Origin of the sequence: Rossellomorea sp. NPDC071047 (genome assembly GCF_050270195.1) — a bacterium.
GTDB lineage: Bacteria > Bacillota > Bacilli > Bacillales > Bacillaceae_B > Rossellomorea.
Window position 1 is genome coordinate 112,527 of sequence record NZ_JBNNJT010000007.1, and the last position, 20,084, is coordinate 132,610.

Annotated in this window: 23 protein-coding genes; 4 read left to right on the plus strand and 19 right to left on the minus strand. The window is 42.6% G+C overall.

Going from position 1 to position 20,084, the window contains the following annotated elements; genetic code table 11:
- Positions 1–132: 132 nt before the first annotated feature.
- From ACQKFO_RS20885 to ACQKFO_RS20905, 5 genes are all read right to left on the minus strand, one after another.
- On the minus strand, positions 133–327 hold the full coding sequence (locus tag ACQKFO_RS20885; RefSeq protein ID WP_427600698.1) for a YwbE family protein: 195 nt from the start codon (positions 325–327) through the stop codon (positions 133–135).
- A gap of 36 nt (positions 328–363) precedes the next feature.
- Positions 364–594, minus strand: coding sequence for an excisionase family DNA-binding protein (locus ACQKFO_RS20890; protein ID WP_427600699.1), 231 nt, complete (start codon positions 592–594; stop codon positions 364–366).
- 16 nt (positions 595–610) lie between these two features.
- A complete protein-coding gene (rlmD, locus tag ACQKFO_RS20895) occupies positions 611–1,987 on the minus strand; it encodes a 23S rRNA (uracil(1939)-C(5))-methyltransferase RlmD (protein ID WP_427600700.1) in 1,377 nt (458 codons plus the stop codon).
- 137 nt (positions 1,988–2,124) lie between these two features.
- A complete protein-coding gene (locus tag ACQKFO_RS20900) occupies positions 2,125–2,496 on the minus strand; it encodes a hypothetical protein (RefSeq protein WP_427600701.1) in 372 nt (123 codons plus the stop codon).
- Complete coding sequence (locus tag ACQKFO_RS20905) at positions 2,496–2,801, minus strand: antibiotic biosynthesis monooxygenase family protein (protein WP_427600702.1); 306 nt, start codon at positions 2,799–2,801, stop codon at positions 2,496–2,498. The genes ACQKFO_RS20900 and ACQKFO_RS20905 overlap by 1 nt, the downstream gene beginning before the upstream one ends.
- Positions 2,802–3,071: 270 nt before the next feature.
- Between ACQKFO_RS20905 and ACQKFO_RS20910 the strand changes: the two genes are divergently transcribed.
- Complete coding sequence (locus tag ACQKFO_RS20910; protein ID WP_113968519.1) at positions 3,072–3,422, plus strand: hypothetical protein; 351 nt, start codon at positions 3,072–3,074, stop codon at positions 3,420–3,422.
- A 136-nt stretch (positions 3,423–3,558) separates the two neighbouring features.
- Here ACQKFO_RS20910 and ACQKFO_RS20915 read toward each other — a convergent pair whose 3' ends face one another.
- Positions 3,559–4,473 carry a diacylglycerol kinase gene (locus ACQKFO_RS20915; protein WP_427600703.1) on the minus strand — a complete coding sequence of 305 codons (915 nt, stop codon included), beginning with the start codon at positions 4,471–4,473 and terminating at the stop codon, positions 3,559–3,561.
- Between the two features lie 273 nt (positions 4,474–4,746).
- On the opposite strand from ACQKFO_RS20915, the gene ACQKFO_RS20920 reads away from it, so the two are divergent.
- Complete coding sequence (locus tag ACQKFO_RS20920) at positions 4,747–5,202, plus strand: DUF2269 family protein (protein ID WP_427600705.1); 456 nt, start codon at positions 4,747–4,749, stop codon at positions 5,200–5,202.
- Between the two features lie 45 nt (positions 5,203–5,247).
- Here the strand turns inward: ACQKFO_RS20920 and ACQKFO_RS20925 are convergent, their stop codons facing one another.
- The 6 genes from ACQKFO_RS20925 to ACQKFO_RS20950 all read right to left on the minus strand — a co-directional run bounded on the left by ACQKFO_RS20925 (position 5,248) and on the right by ACQKFO_RS20950 (position 9,308).
- The gene (locus ACQKFO_RS20925; RefSeq protein WP_427600707.1) at positions 5,248–6,045 is read right to left on the minus strand and encodes an arylamine N-acetyltransferase; all 798 of its coding nucleotides are present in this window, start codon (positions 6,043–6,045) and stop codon (positions 5,248–5,250) included.
- A gap of 14 nt (positions 6,046–6,059) precedes the next feature.
- A complete protein-coding gene (locus ACQKFO_RS20930) occupies positions 6,060–6,839 on the minus strand; it encodes a class I SAM-dependent methyltransferase (RefSeq protein ID WP_427600709.1) in 780 nt (259 codons plus the stop codon).
- Positions 6,840–7,196: 357 nt separating this feature from the next.
- Positions 7,197–7,577, minus strand: a complete 381-nt coding sequence (locus ACQKFO_RS20935) for a helix-turn-helix domain-containing protein (RefSeq protein ID WP_427600711.1) — start codon at positions 7,575–7,577, stop codon at positions 7,197–7,199.
- Between the two features lie 181 nt (positions 7,578–7,758).
- Positions 7,759–8,325, minus strand: a complete 567-nt coding sequence (locus ACQKFO_RS20940; protein ID WP_427600713.1) for a thioredoxin family protein — start codon at positions 8,323–8,325, stop codon at positions 7,759–7,761.
- Between the two features lie 424 nt (positions 8,326–8,749).
- Positions 8,750–8,914 (minus strand): hypothetical protein, encoded by a 165-nt coding sequence (locus ACQKFO_RS20945; protein WP_187443184.1) that lies wholly within the window; start codon positions 8,912–8,914, stop codon positions 8,750–8,752.
- Positions 8,880–9,308: a DUF4257 domain-containing protein gene (locus ACQKFO_RS20950; protein WP_148967220.1), complete on the minus strand. Its 429-nt coding sequence runs from the start codon at positions 9,306–9,308 to the stop codon at positions 8,880–8,882. Before ACQKFO_RS20950 ends, ACQKFO_RS20945 begins: the two co-directional genes overlap by 35 nt.
- A 101-nt stretch (positions 9,309–9,409) precedes the next feature.
- Between ACQKFO_RS20950 and ACQKFO_RS20955 the strand changes: the two genes are divergently transcribed.
- The gene (locus tag ACQKFO_RS20955; RefSeq protein ID WP_427600716.1) at positions 9,410–9,565 is read left to right on the plus strand and encodes a hypothetical protein; all 156 of its coding nucleotides are present in this window, start codon (positions 9,410–9,412) and stop codon (positions 9,563–9,565) included.
- Positions 9,566–9,825: 260 nt separating this feature from the next.
- On the opposite strand, the gene gatB is transcribed toward ACQKFO_RS20955, so the two are convergent.
- The 3 genes from gatB to gatC are packed head-to-tail and all read right to left on the minus strand — an operon-like array spanning position 9,826 to position 13,032.
- Positions 9,826–11,256 (minus strand): Asp-tRNA(Asn)/Glu-tRNA(Gln) amidotransferase subunit GatB, encoded by a 1,431-nt coding sequence (gene gatB, locus ACQKFO_RS20960; protein WP_427600717.1) that lies wholly within the window; start codon positions 11,254–11,256, stop codon positions 9,826–9,828.
- A 12-nt stretch (positions 11,257–11,268) separates the two neighbouring features.
- Positions 11,269–12,729: an Asp-tRNA(Asn)/Glu-tRNA(Gln) amidotransferase subunit GatA gene (gene gatA, locus ACQKFO_RS20965; RefSeq protein ID WP_427600719.1), complete on the minus strand. Its 1,461-nt coding sequence runs from the start codon at positions 12,727–12,729 to the stop codon at positions 11,269–11,271.
- Between the two features lie 12 nt (positions 12,730–12,741).
- The gene (gene gatC / locus ACQKFO_RS20970; protein ID WP_113968770.1) at positions 12,742–13,032 is read right to left on the minus strand and encodes an Asp-tRNA(Asn)/Glu-tRNA(Gln) amidotransferase subunit GatC; all 291 of its coding nucleotides are present in this window, start codon (positions 13,030–13,032) and stop codon (positions 12,742–12,744) included.
- Positions 13,033–13,323: 291 nt separating this feature from the next.
- On the opposite strand from gatC, the gene ACQKFO_RS20975 reads away from it, so the two are divergent.
- Entirely contained in the window at positions 13,324–14,391 is a 1,068-nt protein-coding gene (locus ACQKFO_RS20975) for an AbrB family transcriptional regulator (RefSeq protein WP_427600721.1), read from the plus strand.
- Here ACQKFO_RS20975 and ACQKFO_RS20980 read toward each other — a convergent pair.
- The 4 genes from ACQKFO_RS20980 to ACQKFO_RS20995 all read right to left on the minus strand — a co-directional run bounded on the left by ACQKFO_RS20980 (position 14,388) and on the right by ACQKFO_RS20995 (position 20,074).
- Entirely contained in the window at positions 14,388–14,837 is a 450-nt protein-coding gene (locus ACQKFO_RS20980; protein ID WP_427600723.1) for a YueI family protein, read from the minus strand. The two genes, ACQKFO_RS20975 and ACQKFO_RS20980, sit on opposite strands and share 4 nt — an antisense overlap.
- A gap of 152 nt (positions 14,838–14,989) precedes the next feature.
- Positions 14,990–15,940 carry an ornithine carbamoyltransferase gene (gene argF / locus ACQKFO_RS20985; protein ID WP_427600794.1) on the minus strand — a complete coding sequence of 317 codons (951 nt, stop codon included), beginning with the start codon at positions 15,938–15,940 and terminating at the stop codon, positions 14,990–14,992.
- Positions 15,940–19,017: a carbamoyl phosphate synthase large subunit gene (locus tag ACQKFO_RS20990; RefSeq protein ID WP_427600725.1), complete on the minus strand. Its 3,078-nt coding sequence runs from the start codon at positions 19,015–19,017 to the stop codon at positions 15,940–15,942. The genes argF and ACQKFO_RS20990 overlap by 1 nt, the downstream gene beginning before the upstream one ends.
- Positions 19,010–20,074, minus strand: coding sequence for a carbamoyl phosphate synthase small subunit (locus ACQKFO_RS20995; protein WP_427600727.1), 1,065 nt, complete (start codon positions 20,072–20,074; stop codon positions 19,010–19,012). Before ACQKFO_RS20995 ends, ACQKFO_RS20990 begins: the two co-directional genes overlap by 8 nt.
- Between the last annotated feature and the right edge of the window lie 10 nt (positions 20,075–20,084).

Consider the following 20,084-nt stretch of genomic DNA (forward strand, 5'->3'; position numbering starts at 1 on the left):
AAAAGAAGGGCATCGATCCGTTTTGAATCGATGCCTTTTTGTTAACCTCTATCGTGAATTCGCCCCTTAGTATCTAGCACCACATCAATTGAAAACTAAAAAAAGAGACCACTAAAGGCCTCTCTTCTCACACTACTGAATAATATTCTTCACTCGCCCGACTTGTCCATCTTCTAAGCGGACTTTAATGCCGTGGGGATGATTTGGTGAATTGGTTAAAATATCTTTGACAATTCCACGTGTAAGCTTGTTTGTTCTTTGGTCTTTTTTCAGGACGATATCCACTTCAAGACCCTGTTTGACATTGGATCGTTGTTGTCCGCTCATTGTATTTCCCCATTTCATTAAATGATTTACGGAAGGCTAGTCTTCATCCTTCACATCGATATCTTCCGGAATCGGTTCACTTAAGTATTCAGCAAGCTGACGCTTCATTTTTTCCATTTGCTCCAGATGCTGATTGAATTGGTCCCGGTATAATAAATATTGATCTCCGTCGTGGACCGCCCGTATTTTATTTTGCTGAATGAGGATCTCAATATACGATTCCGGCAGTGACAGATATTCGGCTGTTTCTTTAATAGTGAGATACATCGGCTTTCTTCCTCGCTTATTCTACTAACTCAATCTTCGCAACGGCTTCACAGTGCATCGTTTGCGGAAACATATCAACAGGCTGGACCTCGATTGTCTTGTAGCCTCCATCCTCTAAAATACGAAGATCACGGGCGAGTGTCCCAGGGTTACAGGATACATAAACCACGCGCTTTGGCTTCATGGCAAGGATGGTATTCAGAAGCGCTTCATCGCAGCCCTTTCGTGGAGGATCCACTACCAGGACGTCGGCTCTGATTCCATCTTTATACCATGTGGGTATGACGACTTCTGCAGGTCCTGCTTCGAACTCTACATTGGTCATGCCATTCAACTCCGCATTCTTCTTCGCATCTTCAATCGCCTGTGGGACGATTTCAACTCCATACACCTTCTTAGCCTTTTGGGCAAGGAATAAGGATATCGTTCCAATCCCGCAATATGCATCAATGACCGTTTCTTCTCCTTGTAAATCGGCATACTCCAAAGCTTTTTCATAAAGTACTTTCGTCTGCTCAGGGTTGACCTGATAGAAGGACCTTGCCGAGATCGCAAATTTCACGTTCCCGATATAGTCATGGATCACTTCTTCCCCCCACAGGACGCGTGTGGAATCTCCCATGATCACATTTGTTTTTTTAGAATTCACGTTATGAACAATCGATTTTAATCCTTCAATATTCTCGACAAGCGCATCAATGATTGCATTCTTATGAGGAAGCTCAGTCGTACGAGTGACCAACACGACCATCACTTCTCCCGTCGTATACGCCGTCCGGGTCATAATATGACGGAGGGTCCCCTTATGATTCTTCTCATCGTAGGGACGGACCTCCAGTTTCTCGCATATATCCTTCACATGCTGAATCACTTCATCATTTTTTTCATACTGGATGATACATTTGTCCATATCGATAATTTCATGGCTTCGTTTTTGATAGAAGCCGGCAACAAAGCGTCCGTCTTTTTCCCCTACAGGCACTTGGGCTTTGTTGCGATAGCGCCACGGTTCGTCCATTCCGAGGACCGGGTGAACGGTTAGGTCATGAAGCTTTCCGATGCGCTGCATGACATCACGTACATTTTTTTCTTTTGCCTGCAGCTGTCCTTCATAGGTCATGTGCTGAATTTGGCAGCCACCGCATTCTTTGTAGATCGGGCATGGAGGATCCTGGCGAAACGGGCTTTCCTTGGTTCGCTCTGTCAGTCGACCAAATCCATAGCCTTTACCCGGTTTCACGACTTTAACCTTCCCTTCCTCACCTGGTAGGGCATTTGGGACGAATAACGGATAACCCTCAACCTTCATCACGCCATTCCCATCATGGGTTAAATCTTCAAATATGGCTTCATCTATATAATCATTTTTTTGAACTGGTGCTTTTTTACTCACGTATATCTTCCTTTACGAATTCCTTTTTAAGACTCTACTGATTGTACCATAAATGGGGGTGGAGAATGAAATGACTGGAGGTCCGTCCCTCACTATATAAAAAAGCATCGGCCCCTGTGGCTCGATGCTTTAGTCGTTTAGTTTGACGGCATGTTTTCGCGATCTGCGTTTTGAATGGACTCGATTGCTCCATTCAGGTAACGCTTGAAGTCTTCACCTTTTTCAACATCGCTCTTTTCAAGAGATTCGATGATACATTTGAAATTATCAATAAGATGATCTGATTTCATGCCTCTGCTTACCAGTACGCTGTTCAACCAAAGCGCATAGTCAGAAAATACTTTTGAATCTCTGACATTAGATGCCGATTCCAGGTAGTTAAAGTGGTGAACATTGTCTTCATAGCATTTCTTTCGTCCGGCCTCACCGTACTTAACATCTAATTCAGGGTATCGTTCGTACAATCTTTCAACTGCTTCATCTATGACACTCTTATACTTATTTTCCATCAGTACGCCACCACCTTAAAGCGATCAATTGATGGAATGATGGAGGCGAGCTCCTGATCCGGATATTTCTTCTCCAGCTCGTGAATCCGTTTATAGTCCTCACTTTGCACCCATGTCATGAAGTGCTCCTTTGAATCCCATTCCATATGAACAGTGATTTCTCCCGGCTTTTTCTCATTTTGTAAGAGGAGGAATCGTTGGAATCCTTCCGCCTTGTCGACTAAACCTGAACGGGAATGGTAGATTGCAATCACTTCATCAGCCTTCTCATCGGGCACTACAAATGTTGAATGTACGATATACATTGAATTCACCTCTCCAGTGGCACTATTTGTCCAAAAATACTTTTAATTCACTGTAACATAGTCACTAAGTGAGAGGAAATACAAAATTTAACAAACATGCGACGATTTAGAATACTTATCTCTATTATTCGCTATATGATACTTTCAAACTATATGAGGGTTCATTCTATACATTTCCTAGTCAGGTTGTAAAAACTTACCTCGTTTTATGCGCTGAAGAAAGGGTAAAATGGTATGTGCAACAATTCTAGAAAAAGAAGGTAGATAAACATGAACCCGGACTTCTTAGTGAACCTTATCCTGGTAGGGAATGTTTTTCTTGGGGTGTTATTTGCTCTCAAGTCAAGAAGATGGTGGCTACCCTACATTTTCATTGCAGTCACATTTTTAACCTTGACCTTTGGATTCGGGATTTCCCTTTTATTAAATAAAGAATCCATACTGGCCTATCTATTTGTGTTTGTGGTCGGACAATTGATATGGGTCTTTGCATTTGTGATCATCGCCCACATTTTGTCATGGATCGTAAGAAAAGTTCCATTCCGGCATAAGCAACAGATCGGATGGGGCTTCCTGATTGGTTTCCCATTGTCATTTAGTGTGTTTTTGTTAGTAAATTGAGGATGGCAGTTTTGAGGAACCGTTCATAACTGAAAATTTTGACGCATAAAGAGCAGACTCACATTACCTATGGTAAGAAATATCCTCAAACAAATAAAAAAGGAATGCCATTAACCCCAAATGGCATTCCTTTTTATCATTCAGCTTTATCTTCCGGGCGAATTTTATCCAGAGGGACAAATACCTGCAAATGGCGGTAAAGGTTTTCAAATTCTGCAGGAAGGACTCCTCCCAGCTCACCATCTACATTCAGCTGTACCTTTTCTTTTGCTTTGATCTTGATTCGATTGGCCTGTGTGTAAATGACGTTGGGATCATTTACATGCTCACCTCGGACAGCCAATGTCGCAATGCGTATAAACTCGGCCAAATTCGTTTTCTTTAAAATTAAGAGCGAGAATAAACCATCATTGATTGACGCATCCGGAGCGAGCTTTTCAAAGCCTCCGACTGAGTTGGTTAAACCAATCAGGAATAGCATTGCTTCCCCTTCAAACAGCTTGCCATCATACTCGATGGAAACGTCCGTCGGCTTGATCGATGGAAGCATTTCAATCCCTTTTAAATAGTAGGCCAGCTGTCCCATCATCGTCTTAAGCTTACTTGGCACTTCATAGGTCAATTCGGTTATTCTTCCACCACCGGCGATGTTAATGAAGTAGCGTTCATTCATGCGCCCGATATCGACAGGAATGGATTCACCCTTTGTGATCACATCAATGGCTGATCCGATATCCTTTGGAATGTGAAGAGCCCGTGCGAAGTCATTCGTTGTTCCCATTGGAACGATTCCAAGCTTAGGTCGGTAATCCTGTTCGGCTAATCCGTTGACTACCTCATTTAACGTACCGTCTCCACCAGCAGCGACAACGATATCGTATTTACGTTCTACAGCAATCCGTGCCGCTTCTGTGGCATCTCCTTCGCAAATGGTTGCGTGAACGGAAGTTTCATATCCCGCTTGTTCTAATCTGATTAATACTTCTGCAAGGTGCTTTTTGAATAGCTCTCGTCCAGAAGTAGGATTATAAATAATTCTTGCTCGTTTCATACCCCATCATCCTAATCTGTATTAATTCCAAAGACTCGTCCTTTTATATTCCATCTTTTAACATCATATACTTATTATTTTTATTCATGCGATTTTTATTCCGCAGCTAATTTATTATAAAGCGTCTACCGGTCAATATCATAACTCTTTTCGCTGGAAAAATCTAATGAAAAATGAAAATTGTAAAGCATTCGCCTCCTATTACTGTTATTAAAATACATAAAACGGCACTCTCTTTCGTAATCTTTATAGATTACTCATGGAGGTGCTCAGATGGAATGGTTGATTCTTTTACATGTGTTGTCTGCCATTATAGGGGTTGGGCCTACTTTCTTTGCTCATGTTTTGACCAGGCCTGACAAAAGCATTGAACAATTAAAGGTTACGACGGAATTGTATAAACGCTTGGAATGCTTCCCTAAAATTGGTGGAAGCATTGCCGTGTTAACGGGGTTCATCCTTTTTTATACAGGGGACTATGGAGACTTTGTACAATTGTGGATTCTGGGGTCTGTCATACTTTATATTCTTATTCAAATCATTGTCATCGGCTTCATCACACCCGTCTCTAAAAAAATCAACGAATGGATATCCTTACCGGAAAATGAACACCTTACAGGAGCACCTCCCGAAGAAATCCAACGACATCTGATGACTGTCGATCGCTACTTTTATCTTGCATCCTCTTTTGGTATACTTCTGTTCATTTTTATGATTATGAAGCCATAAATACAAAAAAACCATCCAGAATATCAACACGATATTCCAGACGGCCTATGGGAACAGCTTGATATTCCTTTGTTGCAAAAACTGGATGGACTCTTGCAGGGATGTCGCATCAAAGTGGTAGACTTCCCCGACGATATCTTTCCACTTATCAAAATCTTTCATTTGATATTCACGGATGTTTCGGTAGGTCATCACTTTCAAGGTCTGATTTCGAAGGAAGTAGCATTGATTGCCCTGGAAGCGGACTGCCGTGATTCTTCTCATTGTAATATTGTCATCAGAATCCAGGTATGATGCTTCTATATCGGACTCTAATTCTTCTTCCTCTAACGGGATCCACTCTATGGTTTTTTTTACAAAGGATTTGCCATTTGAACGTCGGTCCACTTCAAATTCACGAATGTCTTTCTGGGTAAAAATGATTTCTTCCCCGAAACCGTGAAGAAGATGCTTCTGCCTCGCTTCAAGCTCAACAGGCTTCATGATCGGGGAACCATATCCAACATCCACATAGAGCTTACGATCATCAATGGTAATCATTAAACCAAGGTGACCCGGTTGCACTCTGACAAACTGACAATGGAATCCTAACTTCTTCAGCAGCCTTCCAAAGTTGATGTTTAATGTAAAACAGGTGCCCCCCCACCCTTTAGAGTGGAGATTCTCTGCGAAGGTGTGTAAAGAGGGCACAAAGGATTCACCTTGAGAGAAGTAATAAAATTTACTAAAGGTCTCATATGGGATCCTGATCAAGTGCTGCTGGATAAGTCGTTGCAAATAGTTTAATGTAGGCGGCTCTATATCCATATTTAAATAGTTTACATATTTTTTTACTGCTTCCAATCCGATCACTCTTTCTACTTTTTCATCAGGCAGACTGTAAACTGGTGCTGAAGAGTAAACTCATGAAGAGCATCGTAACGTCCGGACAGGAACGTATGTAATGATTGGAGTAATCCCTCTTTCTCGCTACCCTCTAAATGAGAGAACCAGGATAAGGAGCCTACCCGCTCACACCAGGACTGTAACGTAAAGTCGACTGCGTAATAAAATGTGTAAAAGTCTTTCAAGTTAAAGTCAGCTTCCTGCCATTCTAACAGCCATTCCACAGGAATTCCATTCAATTGATTCCCTGATTGGGCAATTGATCCCGGTGGGGCCATATCTATATATTCATTTAAAAACGTCATCGTATCTTTTACCACTTCATGATCCGGAACGAAGGTTGAATCACTCACAATGAACGACCCTTTTTCCTTCAATATCCGTTTCATTTCGCTGATCGCCTTTGGACGATCGAATAAATGCCAGCTTCTGTGAATCATCGTGATATCATAGTACTGATCCGGCAGATTCGTAGTTTCAGCTGTACCTGTAAGATATGGGATGTCCAAGTATTGCTTACTCTCTAATGCCTTGGCAGCTTTCCTAAGCTCTATGGACGGCTCGACTCCGATCACTTCTGCCCCACGCTTGTGGAGCTTTCTTGTCAAAGCACCGGTACCCGAACCAATTTCAGCTACTTTTCTTCCTTCCCACACAATTCCCCTAACCTTTAACGTATCAAAAAATTGATGCGGAATATCATCACAAGACGCAGCATTACAAGAGGTCACACGATCAAAATTAACTTCCATTTACTCTCTTCCCCTATCATAATTGAATTTCCCTCAAATGAGCATTACGATTTCATGTCAACTCCATCACAAAACCCTGCCAACAACACCATACCTACTACATTCTGTACCCTGTGCCAAAACTCCTGCCAGGGACTCCTGCCAGGGACGGACCTTGACAATTTTTATATCGTTATAATTAAAAATCTTCTAAATAAACTCTTACTTTAAGGAATTATCCTGTTTTGCCTGGTTGTAAACCTTGAGTTTATATTATATTTCTATCATTTGATAGGGGAATATGGATAAGAAATAGAGGTCCGTCCCTAACCTAAAAAAAACGGTCATCAGGAATGACCGTTTGAGGTGGAATGGTGTTTAGTTGTTTGCTCCAGCTGCGATTCGCTTTACGTTTTGTTCAGCGGTTTTTGTCAGGTCTGGAGTTAATCCATTTTTCATTCGTTGATTTTCTTCATTGAAGTAGTCTTGAACTTCTTGATCAAACTCTATTTCGATGAGATCACGAATGTCTGTAATTCTAAGGGCGATCATAATGGAAACAAGATGAGCCACAGTTAAGGATTTCTTTTTGAAATTAACCAGCTCATTGATCGTAGCCACTCTTAGCCCTGTTAAGCGATGAAGATCGCCTTGTGTCAATCCTCTTTCACGCAGGATTTCTCCCAGTTTAATGTGAATTTTATGGGGAAATTTATTTAGCGCTTCTATAACGATTGTATTTGTCTTTTGGTGAATCATGATGCTTCAACTCCTCATCCTATACCATATTAACGCGAATTCCGTCATTCGTGAACCGGCAAAAAATCCCATGCCGACGGGTACTTTTTACCATTCTATTTTGAGTGAGTATGAAGACATCTTGCCTTAAAAAAAGAAGACTCCAGAAACGACTGGATGTCTTCGAATATTAGAATCCTTTTTACATCAGTACATTCTGGACAAGACTGGTTTTCAAGCTTTCATACACTTCCTGCCATACTTCTTTATCTTTCGTATATTGAGAAGTTAAGCGCTGAATCATTTCCTTCTGCTTTTCCGGGAAAAGCTCATGATCTTTCGGTGGCAGCTTCGCCCGTTCGTCGTCCACGATCTTCTTTACCATAGGGGCTCTGGGTCCCCATACCAGCTTTTCATTCCCATCACAATCGATGAAAATAAAAATGGGAATCGCTCTCGATATGCCATTCGTTAAATATTGATCCATCAGTTCAAGGTTTTCGTCCCGTAAAATCATGCGAACATCCATGTCAGCGGATTTTGCGACTTTTAACAGAATGGGGATATTCAGCATTGCGTCTCCACACCAATCCTCCGTAATGGCAATTACCCGTAAGGAGTGTTCTCCGAGTTTATTCAAAACTTCTATATCTTCTTGTGGAATCGAAAAGTTCTTCCTGATCGCTTCGGTATTTTCTTTATGTACACTCATATATTCCAAGTATTCTTCAGGTGTCATCCCTTTAGTGAACCATTGTTCTAAGTTCATGCTTCTTCCTCCTCCAGCCCCACACATTCCAGTGAAGCGCCAACATCTTTTCTCTTAAATTCTCCTTATAGCATATTCATGTTTCTCGTATTCCACAAGGAAAATATAGTTTTCATTCTATTCAAATTTCAATTGTACGATTATGCCTGTAGGAATATAATAAAAGAAAAGCATCGAAATGGGCAGATTTACAGGTTCTTATGAACTCTCTTTCTTAATAAATTCAATCTAAAAAAAGGAATAGCATACTGCTACTCCTCAGGCATTCTTTCCAGAGGGGGATGGAAATAAATAAGTATGTGAAGAGAAGTATCTTTCATACTTCTTTCATTTACAGAAAAAAAGCTGACTCAATTGTCAGTTTCATCCTCACTTTTTTTGGTTAAATTAGATAGGTATAGGACTACTCTTCAATTGACCCATCTTAGACATCTTGTGATTTCTCAATTATTTTTGCCACTTTATTATAGTAGTAGTTCAGCTCGACTAGGCTATCTGCCTCCTTCAGTCTTTTTAGATACTGATTTGCTTTTTCATAGTCTTCTGGTGGCAGTTCAACCTTGATTCTTTTTTTCTTCCACTTCGCCAACAGGTTTCACCTCATTATGGTTTGGAGATCCTCCCTTAGAGGTCGGTTCGAGCTGATAATGAGATAGCTCTTGGATATAAGACGCTTTGGTACTTGCTAAATTTTGTTCGATTTTCCGTGTGATGACGGAACTTCCCCCGATACCTGATAATAAACTAATATAGATGACATACCAGATCGGGACCGTTTCAACAACCGGTAATACTGACAGATACCCTGCTAGAATGCCTATGATAATATCCTTTGTTGAGCCAAAAAGATAGTGCTTCTCACCTTGGTCATCGATGAATTTTCGCGGAAAAGTGAAATGACCATTTTTGAAAACCAGAATATGTCCTAAGCCTCCAATACCACCCATTAACATTGGCAACAAGATCACTTCGAATAAGGACATTCTATCCACCCTCTGGAATCATTTACTATTATTATACATTATTTACAGAAAATTCAGAATAGATAATTGGACGCAATTTTGTCCAATAAAGGAGTGCCAAAATGAGAAAAATTGTGATGAAAGTCTCGTCAGTCGACAAACTTCGATTCCAAAACTATATGATGCAGCTAAAGAGAGCTGAATCAAAAGTCGAAGCGGATACGTATTACCGCTTGGCTAAACAGATCCTGGAGAAAGCAAAGAAGAAACAAATGTAGCATTCAACGAGCAAGTACCGAAAAATATCTTACTTGCATATAGATCATGCTCCCCCTGGAAAGAACGAATGAGTGTAAAAACCTCCACCTTCTCTTTTCCAACATCGCGTTAGCATACTACAACAACCCATTAAAATCATGGTTCCCAGGAAAACTGCACTTAAAAGAGGGACGGACCTTGAAATTTTTCAAGGTCCGTCCCTCTTTCGTATAAAATAACCCCTGGAAATATAAGGATCCCAGGGGTTACGCATATTTTATTAACGTTTTTGAATTTCTTGAAGCAGCAGCTTGTTAACAAGCGGCGGGTTGGCCTGCCCTTTTGTAGCTTTCATGATTTGACCAACGAGGAAGCCGATGGCGCGGTCTTTCCCGTTTTTGTAATCTTCGATGGATTGTGGATTGGCGTCCAGCGTCTCCGTCACGATTTTGAGTAAGGCACCTTCATCAGAAATTTGAACAAGGCCCTTATCCTTCACGATTTGCTCCGGATTTCCACCGTTTTCCACTAGTTCTTTAAATACTTTCTTCGCAATCTTGGAAGAAATCGTTCCTTTTTCGATTAACTCAATCATTCCTGCAAGTCCTTGTGGAGTCAATTTAACATCTTCAAGTTCTTTTTGCCCTGCATTTAAGTAAGCTGAAACTTCTCCCATCAGCCAGTTGGACGCTAGTTTGGCATCTGCCCCAGCCTCAACGGTATCCTGGAAGAAATCAGACATTTCTTTCGTCAAAGTCAGAACCATGGCATCGTACGCAGGTAAGCCTAAATCCTCTACATAGCGCTTTTTACGCTCATCCGGAAGCTCAGGAATCTCTGCACGGATACGGTCCATCCACTCTTGATCGATGTGAAGGTTTAATAAATCTGGTTCAGGGAAGTAACGGTAATCATCCGATCCCTCTTTTACACGCATGAGAATCGTTTTACCTGTTGATTCATCGAAACGAAGCGTTTCCTGTTGGATCATGCCTCCTGATAAAAGGACCTTCTCCTGACGGACGATTTCATACTCCAATCCTTTTTTAACAAAGTTAAAGGAGTTCAGGTTTTTAAGTTCAGCTTTCGTTCCGAACTTTTCCTGTCCGATTGGACGGAGGGAAATGTTGGCGTCACAACGAAGCGACCCTTCTTCCATCTTACAATCGGAAACCCCTGTGTATTGAATGATGGATTTCAGTTTCTCAAGATACGCATACGCTTCTTCCGGTGTGCGGATGTCCGGCTCAGATACAATCTCAATAAGAGGAGTACCTTGGCGGTTATAGTCGACAAGGGAATAACCGTCGCCTGAGTGCGTCAGCTTTCCTGCATCTTCTTCCAGGTGAAGACGGGTGATTCCTATACGTTTCTTCTCACCGTTCACTTCAATTTCGATCCAGCCATTCTCACCGATCGGCTTGTCAAATTGAGAAATCTGATACGCTTTCGGGTTATCCGGATAGAAATAGTTTTTACGGTCAAACTTCGTATCCGTGGCGATTTCACAGTTCAATGCGATTGCGGCTTTCATTCCGAACTCAATGGCACGCTTGTTCACCACCGGAAGTACGCCGGGATATCCAAGGTCGATGACGTTTGTATTCGTGTTCGGCTCTGCTCCGAAATGGTTCGGTGCCGGAGAGAACATCTTACTGTCCGTTTTTAATTCTACGTGGACCTCTAGTCCGATTACTGGTTCAAAGTTCATTGATTTCACCCCTTACAGTTGTGGTCTTTTTGTATGGAAGTCAGTAGCTTGCTCATACGCATGCGCTACGCGATAAATCGTGCTTTCGTCAAAATGCTTACCGATGATTTGCAATCCGAGTGGCAATCCAGTTGAAGAGAATCCACAAGGTACAGAGATTCCCGGTACACCTGCAAGGTTTACTGGAATCGTTAAAATATCGTTTGCATACATCGTCAATGGATCATCAATTTTCTCTCCAATTTTGAAAGCTGGAGTTGGTGTTGTCGGTCCAATAATGACATCATACTTCGCAAATACATCTTCAAAATCTTTCTTGATCAGTGTACGTGCCTGCTGTGCTTTTTTGTAGTAAGCATCATAGTATCCAGAACTTAATGCAAATGTTCCAAGCATAATACGACGCTTCACTTCGTCCCCGAAGCCTTCTGCACGGGTTTTCTTGTAAAGATCAAGAAGGTTCTCTGCGTTCGGAGTACGGTAACCGTAACGGACACCATCGAAACGTGCAAGGTTGGCAGATGCTTCAGACGATGCTAATAAGTAGTACGTTGAAACACCAAATTTAGAATGAGGCAGTGAAACCTCTTCCCATGTAGCACCCATGCCTTCCAACACTTTCAGTGAAGCAAGCACGGCTTGGCGGGCTTCTTCCCCTACACCTTCACCTAAATATTCTTTCGGTACAGCAATCTTCAAGCCTTTCACATCACCTGTCAGAGCTGCCGCGTAGTTCGGAACCTCAACATTCGCTGAAGTAGAATCATTCGGATCAAGACCCGCGATCGCTTGCAGTAAGTATGCATTATCTTCTACGTTACGAGTAATCGGTCCGATTTGATCCAGTGAAGAAGCGAATGCTACAAGACCGAAACGGGACACCCGTCCGTACGTAGGTTTTAAACCGACAGTACCCGTGAATGCTGCTGGCTGGCGAATCGATCCGCCTGTATCTGAACCCAGTGAGAAAGGTACTTCTCCAGCTGCAACGGAGGCCGCTGAACCACCTGAAGACCCACCGGGAACCGTTTCAAGATTCCATGGATTGCTCGTCTTCTGGAAACCGGAGTTCTCAGTAGATGAACCCATCGCGAACTCATCCATATTCAGTTTTCCGATCGTAATCGTATCGGCACTATGTAATTTATTGATAACCGTAGCATCATAAATCGGATTGAAGTTTTCAAGGATTTTACTGGCACAAGTTGTACGAAGTCCTTTTGTGACGATATTATCTTTAATCCCGATCGGCATTCCGAAAAGAAGACCTTTGCTTTCGTCTGTACCAAGCTTTGCATCCATATCTTTCGCTTTATTGCGGGCATTTTCTTCATCTAATGTTAAAAATGCTTTTACTTTATCTTCAACGGCATCAATACGTTTGTATGATTCGTCTACAAGATCTGTGACAGATACTTCTTTCTTATGTAAAAGCTCATGAAGCTCTGATAATTTATGGTCAAATAATGACATGAGGTCCCCTCCTTAGTCCAAGATCGATGGAACGCGTACTTGTCCATCTTGTTTGTCTGGTGCGTTCTTTAATACTTCTTCACGTGGCAGTCCTTCAACAGGCTTATCTTCACGCATAACGTTCTTCATATCCAACACATGACTCGTCGCTTCCACATTTGAAGTATCCAATTCATTCAGCTGCTCGGCAAACCCGATGATCGCATCTAATTGAGTTGTAAACTTTTTCGCTTCATCCTCTGTGATGGCTAGTCGTGCAAGGTGGGCAACATGCTTTACTTGCTCTTCAGAAATTCTAGTCATCTTCTTCACCTCCGTATATGTTCGAACACTCACAATACTATTGATAATACCAAAATTCGCTTCATTAAAGCAACTATGATAAGAGATAACGATTGTAGGAGCATGGTTGATTCTTGTCCATACCTCCCTTCATTCTACCACGAATCGGAGATAGGATGTGCCATTTTGTGAGGGACGGACCTTGGGTGGGTGTATCACGTGGTGAAATTATAGTTAATGCATTCCATTTGCTTCCTATCCTCCAATTGATTACCTTTAAATAGAGTACTTATTAATGAGAGGATTTTTAGAATGCATCCTATTTTATTAGCCTTTGTCGTTGGAGTTGCCGGCGGCGGGGTATTTACACTTCTACACCTCCCCCTGTCCTGGCTTCTCGGTTCTATGACTTCAGTCTTCTTCATCAATAAATGGATAAAGCTCGATTTAGCATGGCCCTCTTATTTCAGAGATTTGGGATTGATCATTGTAGGCTATGCCATTGGCCAAACCTTTAGTCAGGAAACGATGATTGAAATCTTCAATCAGCTCCCGTCCATGCTGACGATGACAATTGCCATCATTATCTTTAGCATGGTGCTCGCCTATATCACATCGAAAATGACGGGGATAGGTCTTTCCTCAACCATTACTGGGAGTATACCGGGCGGACTTTCGCAAATGGTGGCTCTTGGAGAAGAAATGAAGAATATAGACTTAACGGTTGTGACAGTCCTGCAGGTGATACGCTTATTATCGGTCATCTTCGTTGTACCTTTTCTGGTGTTCAGCCCCCTTTTAAAAGGCGGTGGTGGATCCAGTTCCGGGAATCCTTCACTACCATTCGAAGCAACCTCATTCCAGTGGGTCTTCATCTTATTCTTCATCATTGCCATTCTGGCTGGGATTGTGGCTAAAAGAATCCATTTACCCACCCCTGCAATGCTGGGACCGATTTTAGTCATTGGTGGCTTCATGGTGGCTGGGTTTTCTGTCCCCCAAATGCCCGATCCGTTCATAATTCTTGCTCAATTATCCCTCGGAATCTACTTTAGTTTCATGATGAATTTCTCTTCATCTAAAGAGTTGTCCAAGTTCATCCTTTGGTCTTTGTTTACTTCCGTCTGCCTGCTATTATGCTGCGCGGGTCTTAGCCTTGTATTAAGTCGCTGGCATGACATGACATTTCTTACTGCCTTTATTAGCTTGGCTCCGGGGGGAATGGCTGAAATGGCCTTAGTGGGACAAGCCGTCAACGCGGACCTTTCCATCATTACCGGATATCACTTATTTCGGATATTATTTATTCTGTTTATCATCCCAGCGATTTTGAAAGGGCTGTTCAAACTCTCATTTTTCAAAAAAAGCACACACTATTAAAAAAGCTTGTTTTTAATCGAGGAAAAGAGGCTTTTCTTTGGCTTTTGTTTCGTTTTGGCTTCAGAGTTCTTTTCATTATTTTTCTTCACATAGATTTCTTCTTTATCAATGGCATGATCATAAGCGAGGACGAGGCCTATATCGGTTTCGATTTCCTTATTTGTCACCATTGAAAACGAGACATGATGCGTATCAGCGAGCTTGATGTATTTAGATAAGAAGGAGTAGCTCATATTACCATTTAATAAAAGCTTCGCCTCAGGATGCTTCTTCAAACTCTCCTGAACTTCCTTGTATACTCCCTTTTCCCTTACCTGACTCTGAGTCAGGGCAATGACGATACGTTCCCGCAGGCTCCCGAGAAACTTTCTTCTTTCATCAGGCTTCGTTTGCTTCTGGCCATATATTCCATTATCCAGGTAATCATCAATCGTTGGTTTACTCAAAACCACAAGCACCTCCAAAAACGGTCTAATTACAGTTTCTCCTACACTATATGTTTACATGTGTTTGTTTGGTTCAGTCTTATTTTCTCTTATGGAAATGCTTTTAGGCAACTAAAAGGTCCGCCTCCATCCAGAAGCGGACCCTTTTAACTTTATACAAACAGTGATTGCAATATAGCCTTCTGTACATGTAGTCGATTTTCCGCTTGCTGAAATACGGCAGAACATGGTCCGTCAATGACAGCCGCTGTCACCTCTTCTTCACGATGTGCCGGAAGACAATGGAGAAATTTCACTTGTGGTGCAGCATGCTGAAGCAGCTGTTCATTCACCTGATATGGTTTGAAGTCTTTAAGACGCTTAACCGCTTCTTCCTCCTGCCCCATACTTGCCCATACATCAGTGTATACGATATCCGCTTTCTTAACTGCTTCAACCGGATCGTAAGAAAGAGTAAAGCTTCCGCCGTTCATACCGGCAAGCTCCACCGTTTTCCCGACAATTCCTTTATCGGGTTCATATCCTTCAGGACAAGAAACGACGACCTCCATTCCAAGCTTCGCACATAGAATCATAAAGGAGTGCGCCACATTGTTTCCATCCCCTATATAAACAACCTTCAATCCTTTTAGCGTTCCCGCAAGCTCCAAAATCGTGAGAACATCCGCCAATGCCTGACAAGGATGATACGTATCGCAAAGTCCGTTGATGACTGGCACACTCGCGTACTGGGCAAGTTCCATAACCTTCTCAGTTTCAAACGTACGGATCATGATTCCGTCCACATAAGCAGAAAGGACCCGCGCCGTATCTGCGATCGACTCTCCTCTTCCCAGCTGTATATCACGTGCATTCAAGTAGATGGCATGACCTCCCATCTGGAGCATTCCCGCTTCAAATGAAACACGGGTTCTTGTGGATGACTTCTCAAAGATCATTCCAAGGGTTTTCCCTTCCAATACCTTTGAATAAGGATTTTTCTTCAAATACTGAGCAAGTGATAAAAGCTCATGTACTTCTTCCTTTGTGTAATCTAACCACGTGATAAGATCTCTCCCTTTTAAAGAAGCCTTTACCGGTGACGTCGCAACACTTGAATTCATCATACTCTGCTCACTCCCTGTATGGATTTTGCTTGTGCCAATGGAATGGGGTTCACTTTATTCACTTTCATACTTCGAACAAAGGCCAACAAGGTCTCTGCTTCTGTTAAAACGGTGAACCCTGCTTCTAAAGCTGCAATTCTTCTCTTCTTCATTTCGTCCGTTTCTTCATGACTGAAATATACAGAGGCATTGCTTGTTTCAATCCAGTCACTAAACGAAGTTTCCGTAGAAGTCTGGTACTGTTTTAATTCCTTCTGTTCACTATCGATATAAACCGTCCCGCCAGTTTCCACAGCCTCATGGAGCCCTTCAAACACTTTATACAGGGCTTCATCAACCGTCTTACCAAGACATAATCCTTCTCCCGTTGATTTCATATTGGCCCCGAGTGTTTGATCGATTTCCGGCAGGGCATGAGATGAAAATACAGGATATTTCACACCTACAACGTCTATTTTTGAAGGAGGGTAAAAATCGTCTATCTTCAATCCCTCATCGCACATGATGTCTGTGGCCATATCGATCAATGAGTAACCAAGAACCTTGCTGACCACCGGAACTGTCCGGCTTGCTCTCGGGTTCACTTCCAACACAAATACCTCTTCACCCTGCAGCAAAAATTGAATATTCATGATCCCTTTGTAATGAAGGGAAGACACGATCCTCTGAGCATACCCTTCAATCGTTTTCTTGATTCCAACTGACAGGGATTCAGATGGAAAAATAGACATGCTGTCCCCTGAATGGACGCCTGCGCGTTCAATATGCTCCATGACTCCTGGAACGTACACTCCGTCTCCATCCCCCACAAGGTCAACTTCGATTTCCTGTCCCGCTTTGAATTCATCTATTAATATAGGAAAGTACTCTTCATCCGCTTCCTGTATAAACTTCTCGATCTCGGGTTGTGTCGTTACCTTCACCATCCCTTTCCCTCCAATCACATAGGAAGGACGGCAAAGAAGCGGAAAGGTTAAATGCTGTGCTACTTGTAAAGCTTCCTCCTTACTGTGGCAGATATCCCCCTTCACACGAGGTATCTCCAGTTCATCCAGCAGTTGATAAAAACGTTCGCGATCCTCTACACGATCAATGGTATCTGAAGATGTACCAAATAATTGGATGCCCTTCTTCTCTAAAAAAGAAGCCAGGTTTAAAGCCGTTTGTCCACCGAATTGAACGAGTACTTTATCTATTTTCTCGTGTTTGATAATAGAAAGGACCGATTCTTCCGTAATAGGTTCAAAGTACAATCGGTCTGCCGTCTCATAATCCGTGCTCACGGTTTCCGGATTATTGTTCACCATAATGGTCGTGTATCCATGCTCTTTCAATCGTTGGATCGCCTTTACGGCACTGTAGTCGAACTCGACTCCCTGACCGATTCGAATCGGACCCGCTCCAACAATCAATACCTTCCTCTCTCCTTGTAACCGTTGAATCTCATTGTCTCCATAATAAGTAGAGTAGGCATAATTGGTGATCGCTTCGAATTCACCTGCACATGTATCCACCATTTTAAAGACAGGCACAATTCCTTTCTCCATTCTCATTTTTTCTATGGACGCTTCCGGTTTCCCCATTAATTCCGCTATTGTTTTATCCTCAAACCGGAATTTCTTCGCTTCTTTCAAAAGATCAGAAGTGAAATCAGATGTCCTTAGCTTATTTTCCATGAATACTAAGTTACTCATGATAGACAAGAACAGCTTATCAATTCCAGTCTTCTCATGAAGATCGTGAATCGAACAGCTCCTTCTCAACAACTCCATCAGTTCAAAAAAGCGGACATCCGTCGGGGTGCCAATCTTTTCTGCCAGCTCTTCAAGTGATAAATCAGCCAGTTCAGTCGTGATGTTCTCCAAAGACAGATCCAGCGACTGAAGAGCTTTATGAAAAGCAGCCTCTAACGAACGCTCGATCGCCATCACTTCACCCGTTGCTTTCATCTTCGTTCCGAGCACCCGATTCGCCTCTGGAAATTTATCGAATGGCCATCTTGGAAACTTGACCACAACGTAATCAAGAGCCGGTTCAAAGCTTGCAAAAGTAGTTCTTGTCAGCGGATTGATAATTTCGTTCAACGTATAGCCAACAGCAAGCTTAACCGCTATTTTGGCGATGGGATAGCCTGTTGCCTTCGATGCCAAAGCAGAAGACCTGCTCACCCTTGGGTTCACTTCAATCACATAGTATTGGTTACTGTTAGGGTCTAAAGCAAATTGTATATTGCATCCTCCCACCACTTCCAGCGCACTGATAATATCAAACGCCGCTGTACGCAGCATATGAAACTCTTGATCTGTCAGGGTTTGAGACGGAGCGACGACGATGGAGTCACCCGTATGGACACCAACAGGGTCGAAATTTTCCATATTACAGACGGATATACAATTTCCTTTCGAATCTCTCATGACTTCATACTCAATCTCTTTGAACCCGGCGATGCTTTTTTCCACCAGTACTTGATGAATCGGGCTCGCCTTTAATCCGGTTTGAACGAGTTTACTATATTCCTCCATGGTAGAAGCGATGCCGCCGCCTCTTCCCCCCAATGTATAAGCCGGGCGCACAATGATCGGGAAGGAAATCTTTTCAGAAAAAAGGATAGCCCCTTGAAGATCGTGTACGATAGCACTTTCTGCCGTTGGATGTCCCAATGTGTTCATCAAGGATCGGAATTTCTCTCTGTCTTCCCCTTTTTGAATCGAATCCACAGAGGTCCCAAGCAGTATCACTCCATACTTCTCAAGAACCCCTCTTTCATCCAGCTCCACTGCAAGATTCAGAGCGGTTTGACCTCCAAGATTTGCGACGATTCCATCAGGACGTTCACTAGCGATGATCGCAGTTAATGTTTTGACCGTTAAGGGCTCGCAGTACACTTTGTCGGCGTAGGTCGTATCTGTCATGATCGTCGCCGGGTTATGGTTCACAAGAATCACTTCATACCCTTCATCCTTCAGGGCAAGGCACCCTTGTGTACCTGAGTAATCAAACTCTGCCGCTTGCCCAATGATGATGGGCCCTGATCCGATTATGAGGATTTTTTGAATACTGGAATCTTTAGGCATACACTTTCTCTCTCCCTGGTTGTTTAATCGTTTGATAGAATTGTTGGAATATCCACGAAGCATCTTCCGGACCCGGACGCGCTTCAGGGTGAAATTGAACTGAAAGGATAGGCTTGCTTATATGTTGAAGCCCTTCAAGGGAACCGTCATTGACGTTCATAAAACGCGGTTCCAACCCGGTTCCTGTCAAACTGGCCCCGTCCACGACGTAATTATGATTTTGTGATGTGATAAACACCTCTCCGGTTTGGTTGTCGATGACAGGATGATTAGCTCCTCTATGACCGAATAATAATCTTTCGGTATTCCCTCCGAGTGCCAGAGCGATTAATTGATGCCCTAAACAAATTCCAAGGGTCGGAATCTCCATGATTTTCTCCTTCAGTTCAGGTAAAAGACTCATCATATCTTTCGGGTCTCCAGGACCGTTCGACAGCACCAGTCCGTCAACATTCATTTGATCCAGAAGCTCAAGCTGATGATAGGGAATGACGGTAACAAGACAATCCATCTTTACCAGACTGGATACAATCGATTTCTTCACACCGAAATCGATGACTGCTATATGTTTGTCTCCACTCCCCATCTTACGGATCTGAGAAAGGGCTACCTTTTCAATTTGGCCTGTGAGTTTCTCTTTTCCAGGAAGTACTTCTGTATAAGATATACACGCATTTTGGCTACCAACATCACGGATCGCCTTCACTATCTGCCTCGTATCCACACCTGTCATGAATGGAATCTTCCACTTCTGAAGATATTCTTTAAGAGAACAAGTCGCATGATAATGGGAATACAACTCCGGTGATTGGAGCATGATGACTCCTTTCACCTGCGGCTGTGAGCTCTCGAAGTCATCTTCGTTCACGCCATATAGACCGATGAGCGGATACGTGAAAACAACGATTTGATCTTTGTAGGAAGGATCGGTCAGCACTTCCTGGTATCCCGTCATTCCCGTAAAAAACACAATCTCACCCTGAACGGGATCTTCTTCATCCATTGTGATTTCACCTATAAAGGTCTTTCCGTTTTCTAAACATAAGTAACCTGTCATGAGATCGCCT

Bases quoted from the DNA above. Each gene is read 5' to 3' on its own strand.
- ACQKFO_RS20900 (WP_427600701.1), bottom strand. From the start codon at position 2,496: ATGGAAAATAAGTATAAGAGTGTCATAGATGAAGCAGTTGAAAGATTG.
- ACQKFO_RS20990 (WP_427600725.1), bottom strand. From the start codon at position 19,017: ATGCCTAAAGATTCCAGTATTCAAAAAATCCTCATAATCGGATCAGGG.
- ACQKFO_RS20890 (WP_427600699.1), bottom strand. From the start codon at position 594: ATGTATCTCACTATTAAAGAAACAGCCGAATATCTGTCACTGCCGGAA.
- gatB (WP_427600717.1), bottom strand. From the start codon at position 11,256: ATGAACTTTGAACCAGTAATCGGACTAGAGGTCCACGTAGAATTAAAA.
- ACQKFO_RS20955 (WP_427600716.1), top strand. From the start codon at position 9,410: ATGAGAAAAATTGTGATGAAAGTCTCGTCAGTCGACAAACTTCGATTC.
- ACQKFO_RS20950 (WP_148967220.1), bottom strand. From the start codon at position 9,308: ATGTCCTTATTCGAAGTGATCTTGTTGCCAATGTTAATGGGTGGTATT.
- ACQKFO_RS20915 (WP_427600703.1), bottom strand. From the start codon at position 4,473: ATGAAACGAGCAAGAATTATTTATAATCCTACTTCTGGACGAGAGCTA.
- ACQKFO_RS20975 (WP_427600721.1), top strand. From the start codon at position 13,324: ATGCATCCTATTTTATTAGCCTTTGTCGTTGGAGTTGCCGGCGGCGGG.
- ACQKFO_RS20930 (WP_427600709.1), bottom strand. From the start codon at position 6,839: ATGGAAGTTAATTTTGATCGTGTGACCTCTTGTAATGCTGCGTCTTGT.
- ACQKFO_RS20935 (WP_427600711.1), bottom strand. From the start codon at position 7,577: ATGATTCACCAAAAGACAAATACAATCGTTATAGAAGCGCTAAATAAA.
- ACQKFO_RS20905 (WP_427600702.1), bottom strand. From the start codon at position 2,801: ATGTATATCGTACATTCAACATTTGTAGTGCCCGATGAGAAGGCTGAT.
- ACQKFO_RS20910 (WP_113968519.1), top strand. From the start codon at position 3,072: ATGAACCCGGACTTCTTAGTGAACCTTATCCTGGTAGGGAATGTTTTT.
- ACQKFO_RS20920 (WP_427600705.1), top strand. From the start codon at position 4,747: ATGGAATGGTTGATTCTTTTACATGTGTTGTCTGCCATTATAGGGGTT.
- gatC (WP_113968770.1), bottom strand. From the start codon at position 13,032: ATGACTAGAATTTCTGAAGAGCAAGTAAAGCATGTTGCCCACCTTGCA.
- ACQKFO_RS20940 (WP_427600713.1), bottom strand. From the start codon at position 8,325: ATGAACTTAGAACAATGGTTCACTAAAGGGATGACACCTGAAGAATAC.
- gatA (WP_427600719.1), bottom strand. From the start codon at position 12,729: ATGTCATTATTTGACCATAAATTATCAGAGCTTCATGAGCTTTTACAT.
- ACQKFO_RS20995 (WP_427600727.1), bottom strand. From the start codon at position 20,074: ATGACAGGTTACTTATGTTTAGAAAACGGAAAGACCTTTATAGGTGAA.
- ACQKFO_RS20885 (WP_427600698.1), bottom strand. From the start codon at position 327: ATGAGCGGACAACAACGATCCAATGTCAAACAGGGTCTTGAAGTGGAT.
- argF (WP_427600794.1), bottom strand. From the start codon at position 15,940: ATGAATTCAAGTGTTGCGACGTCACCGGTAAAGGCTTCTTTAAAAGGG.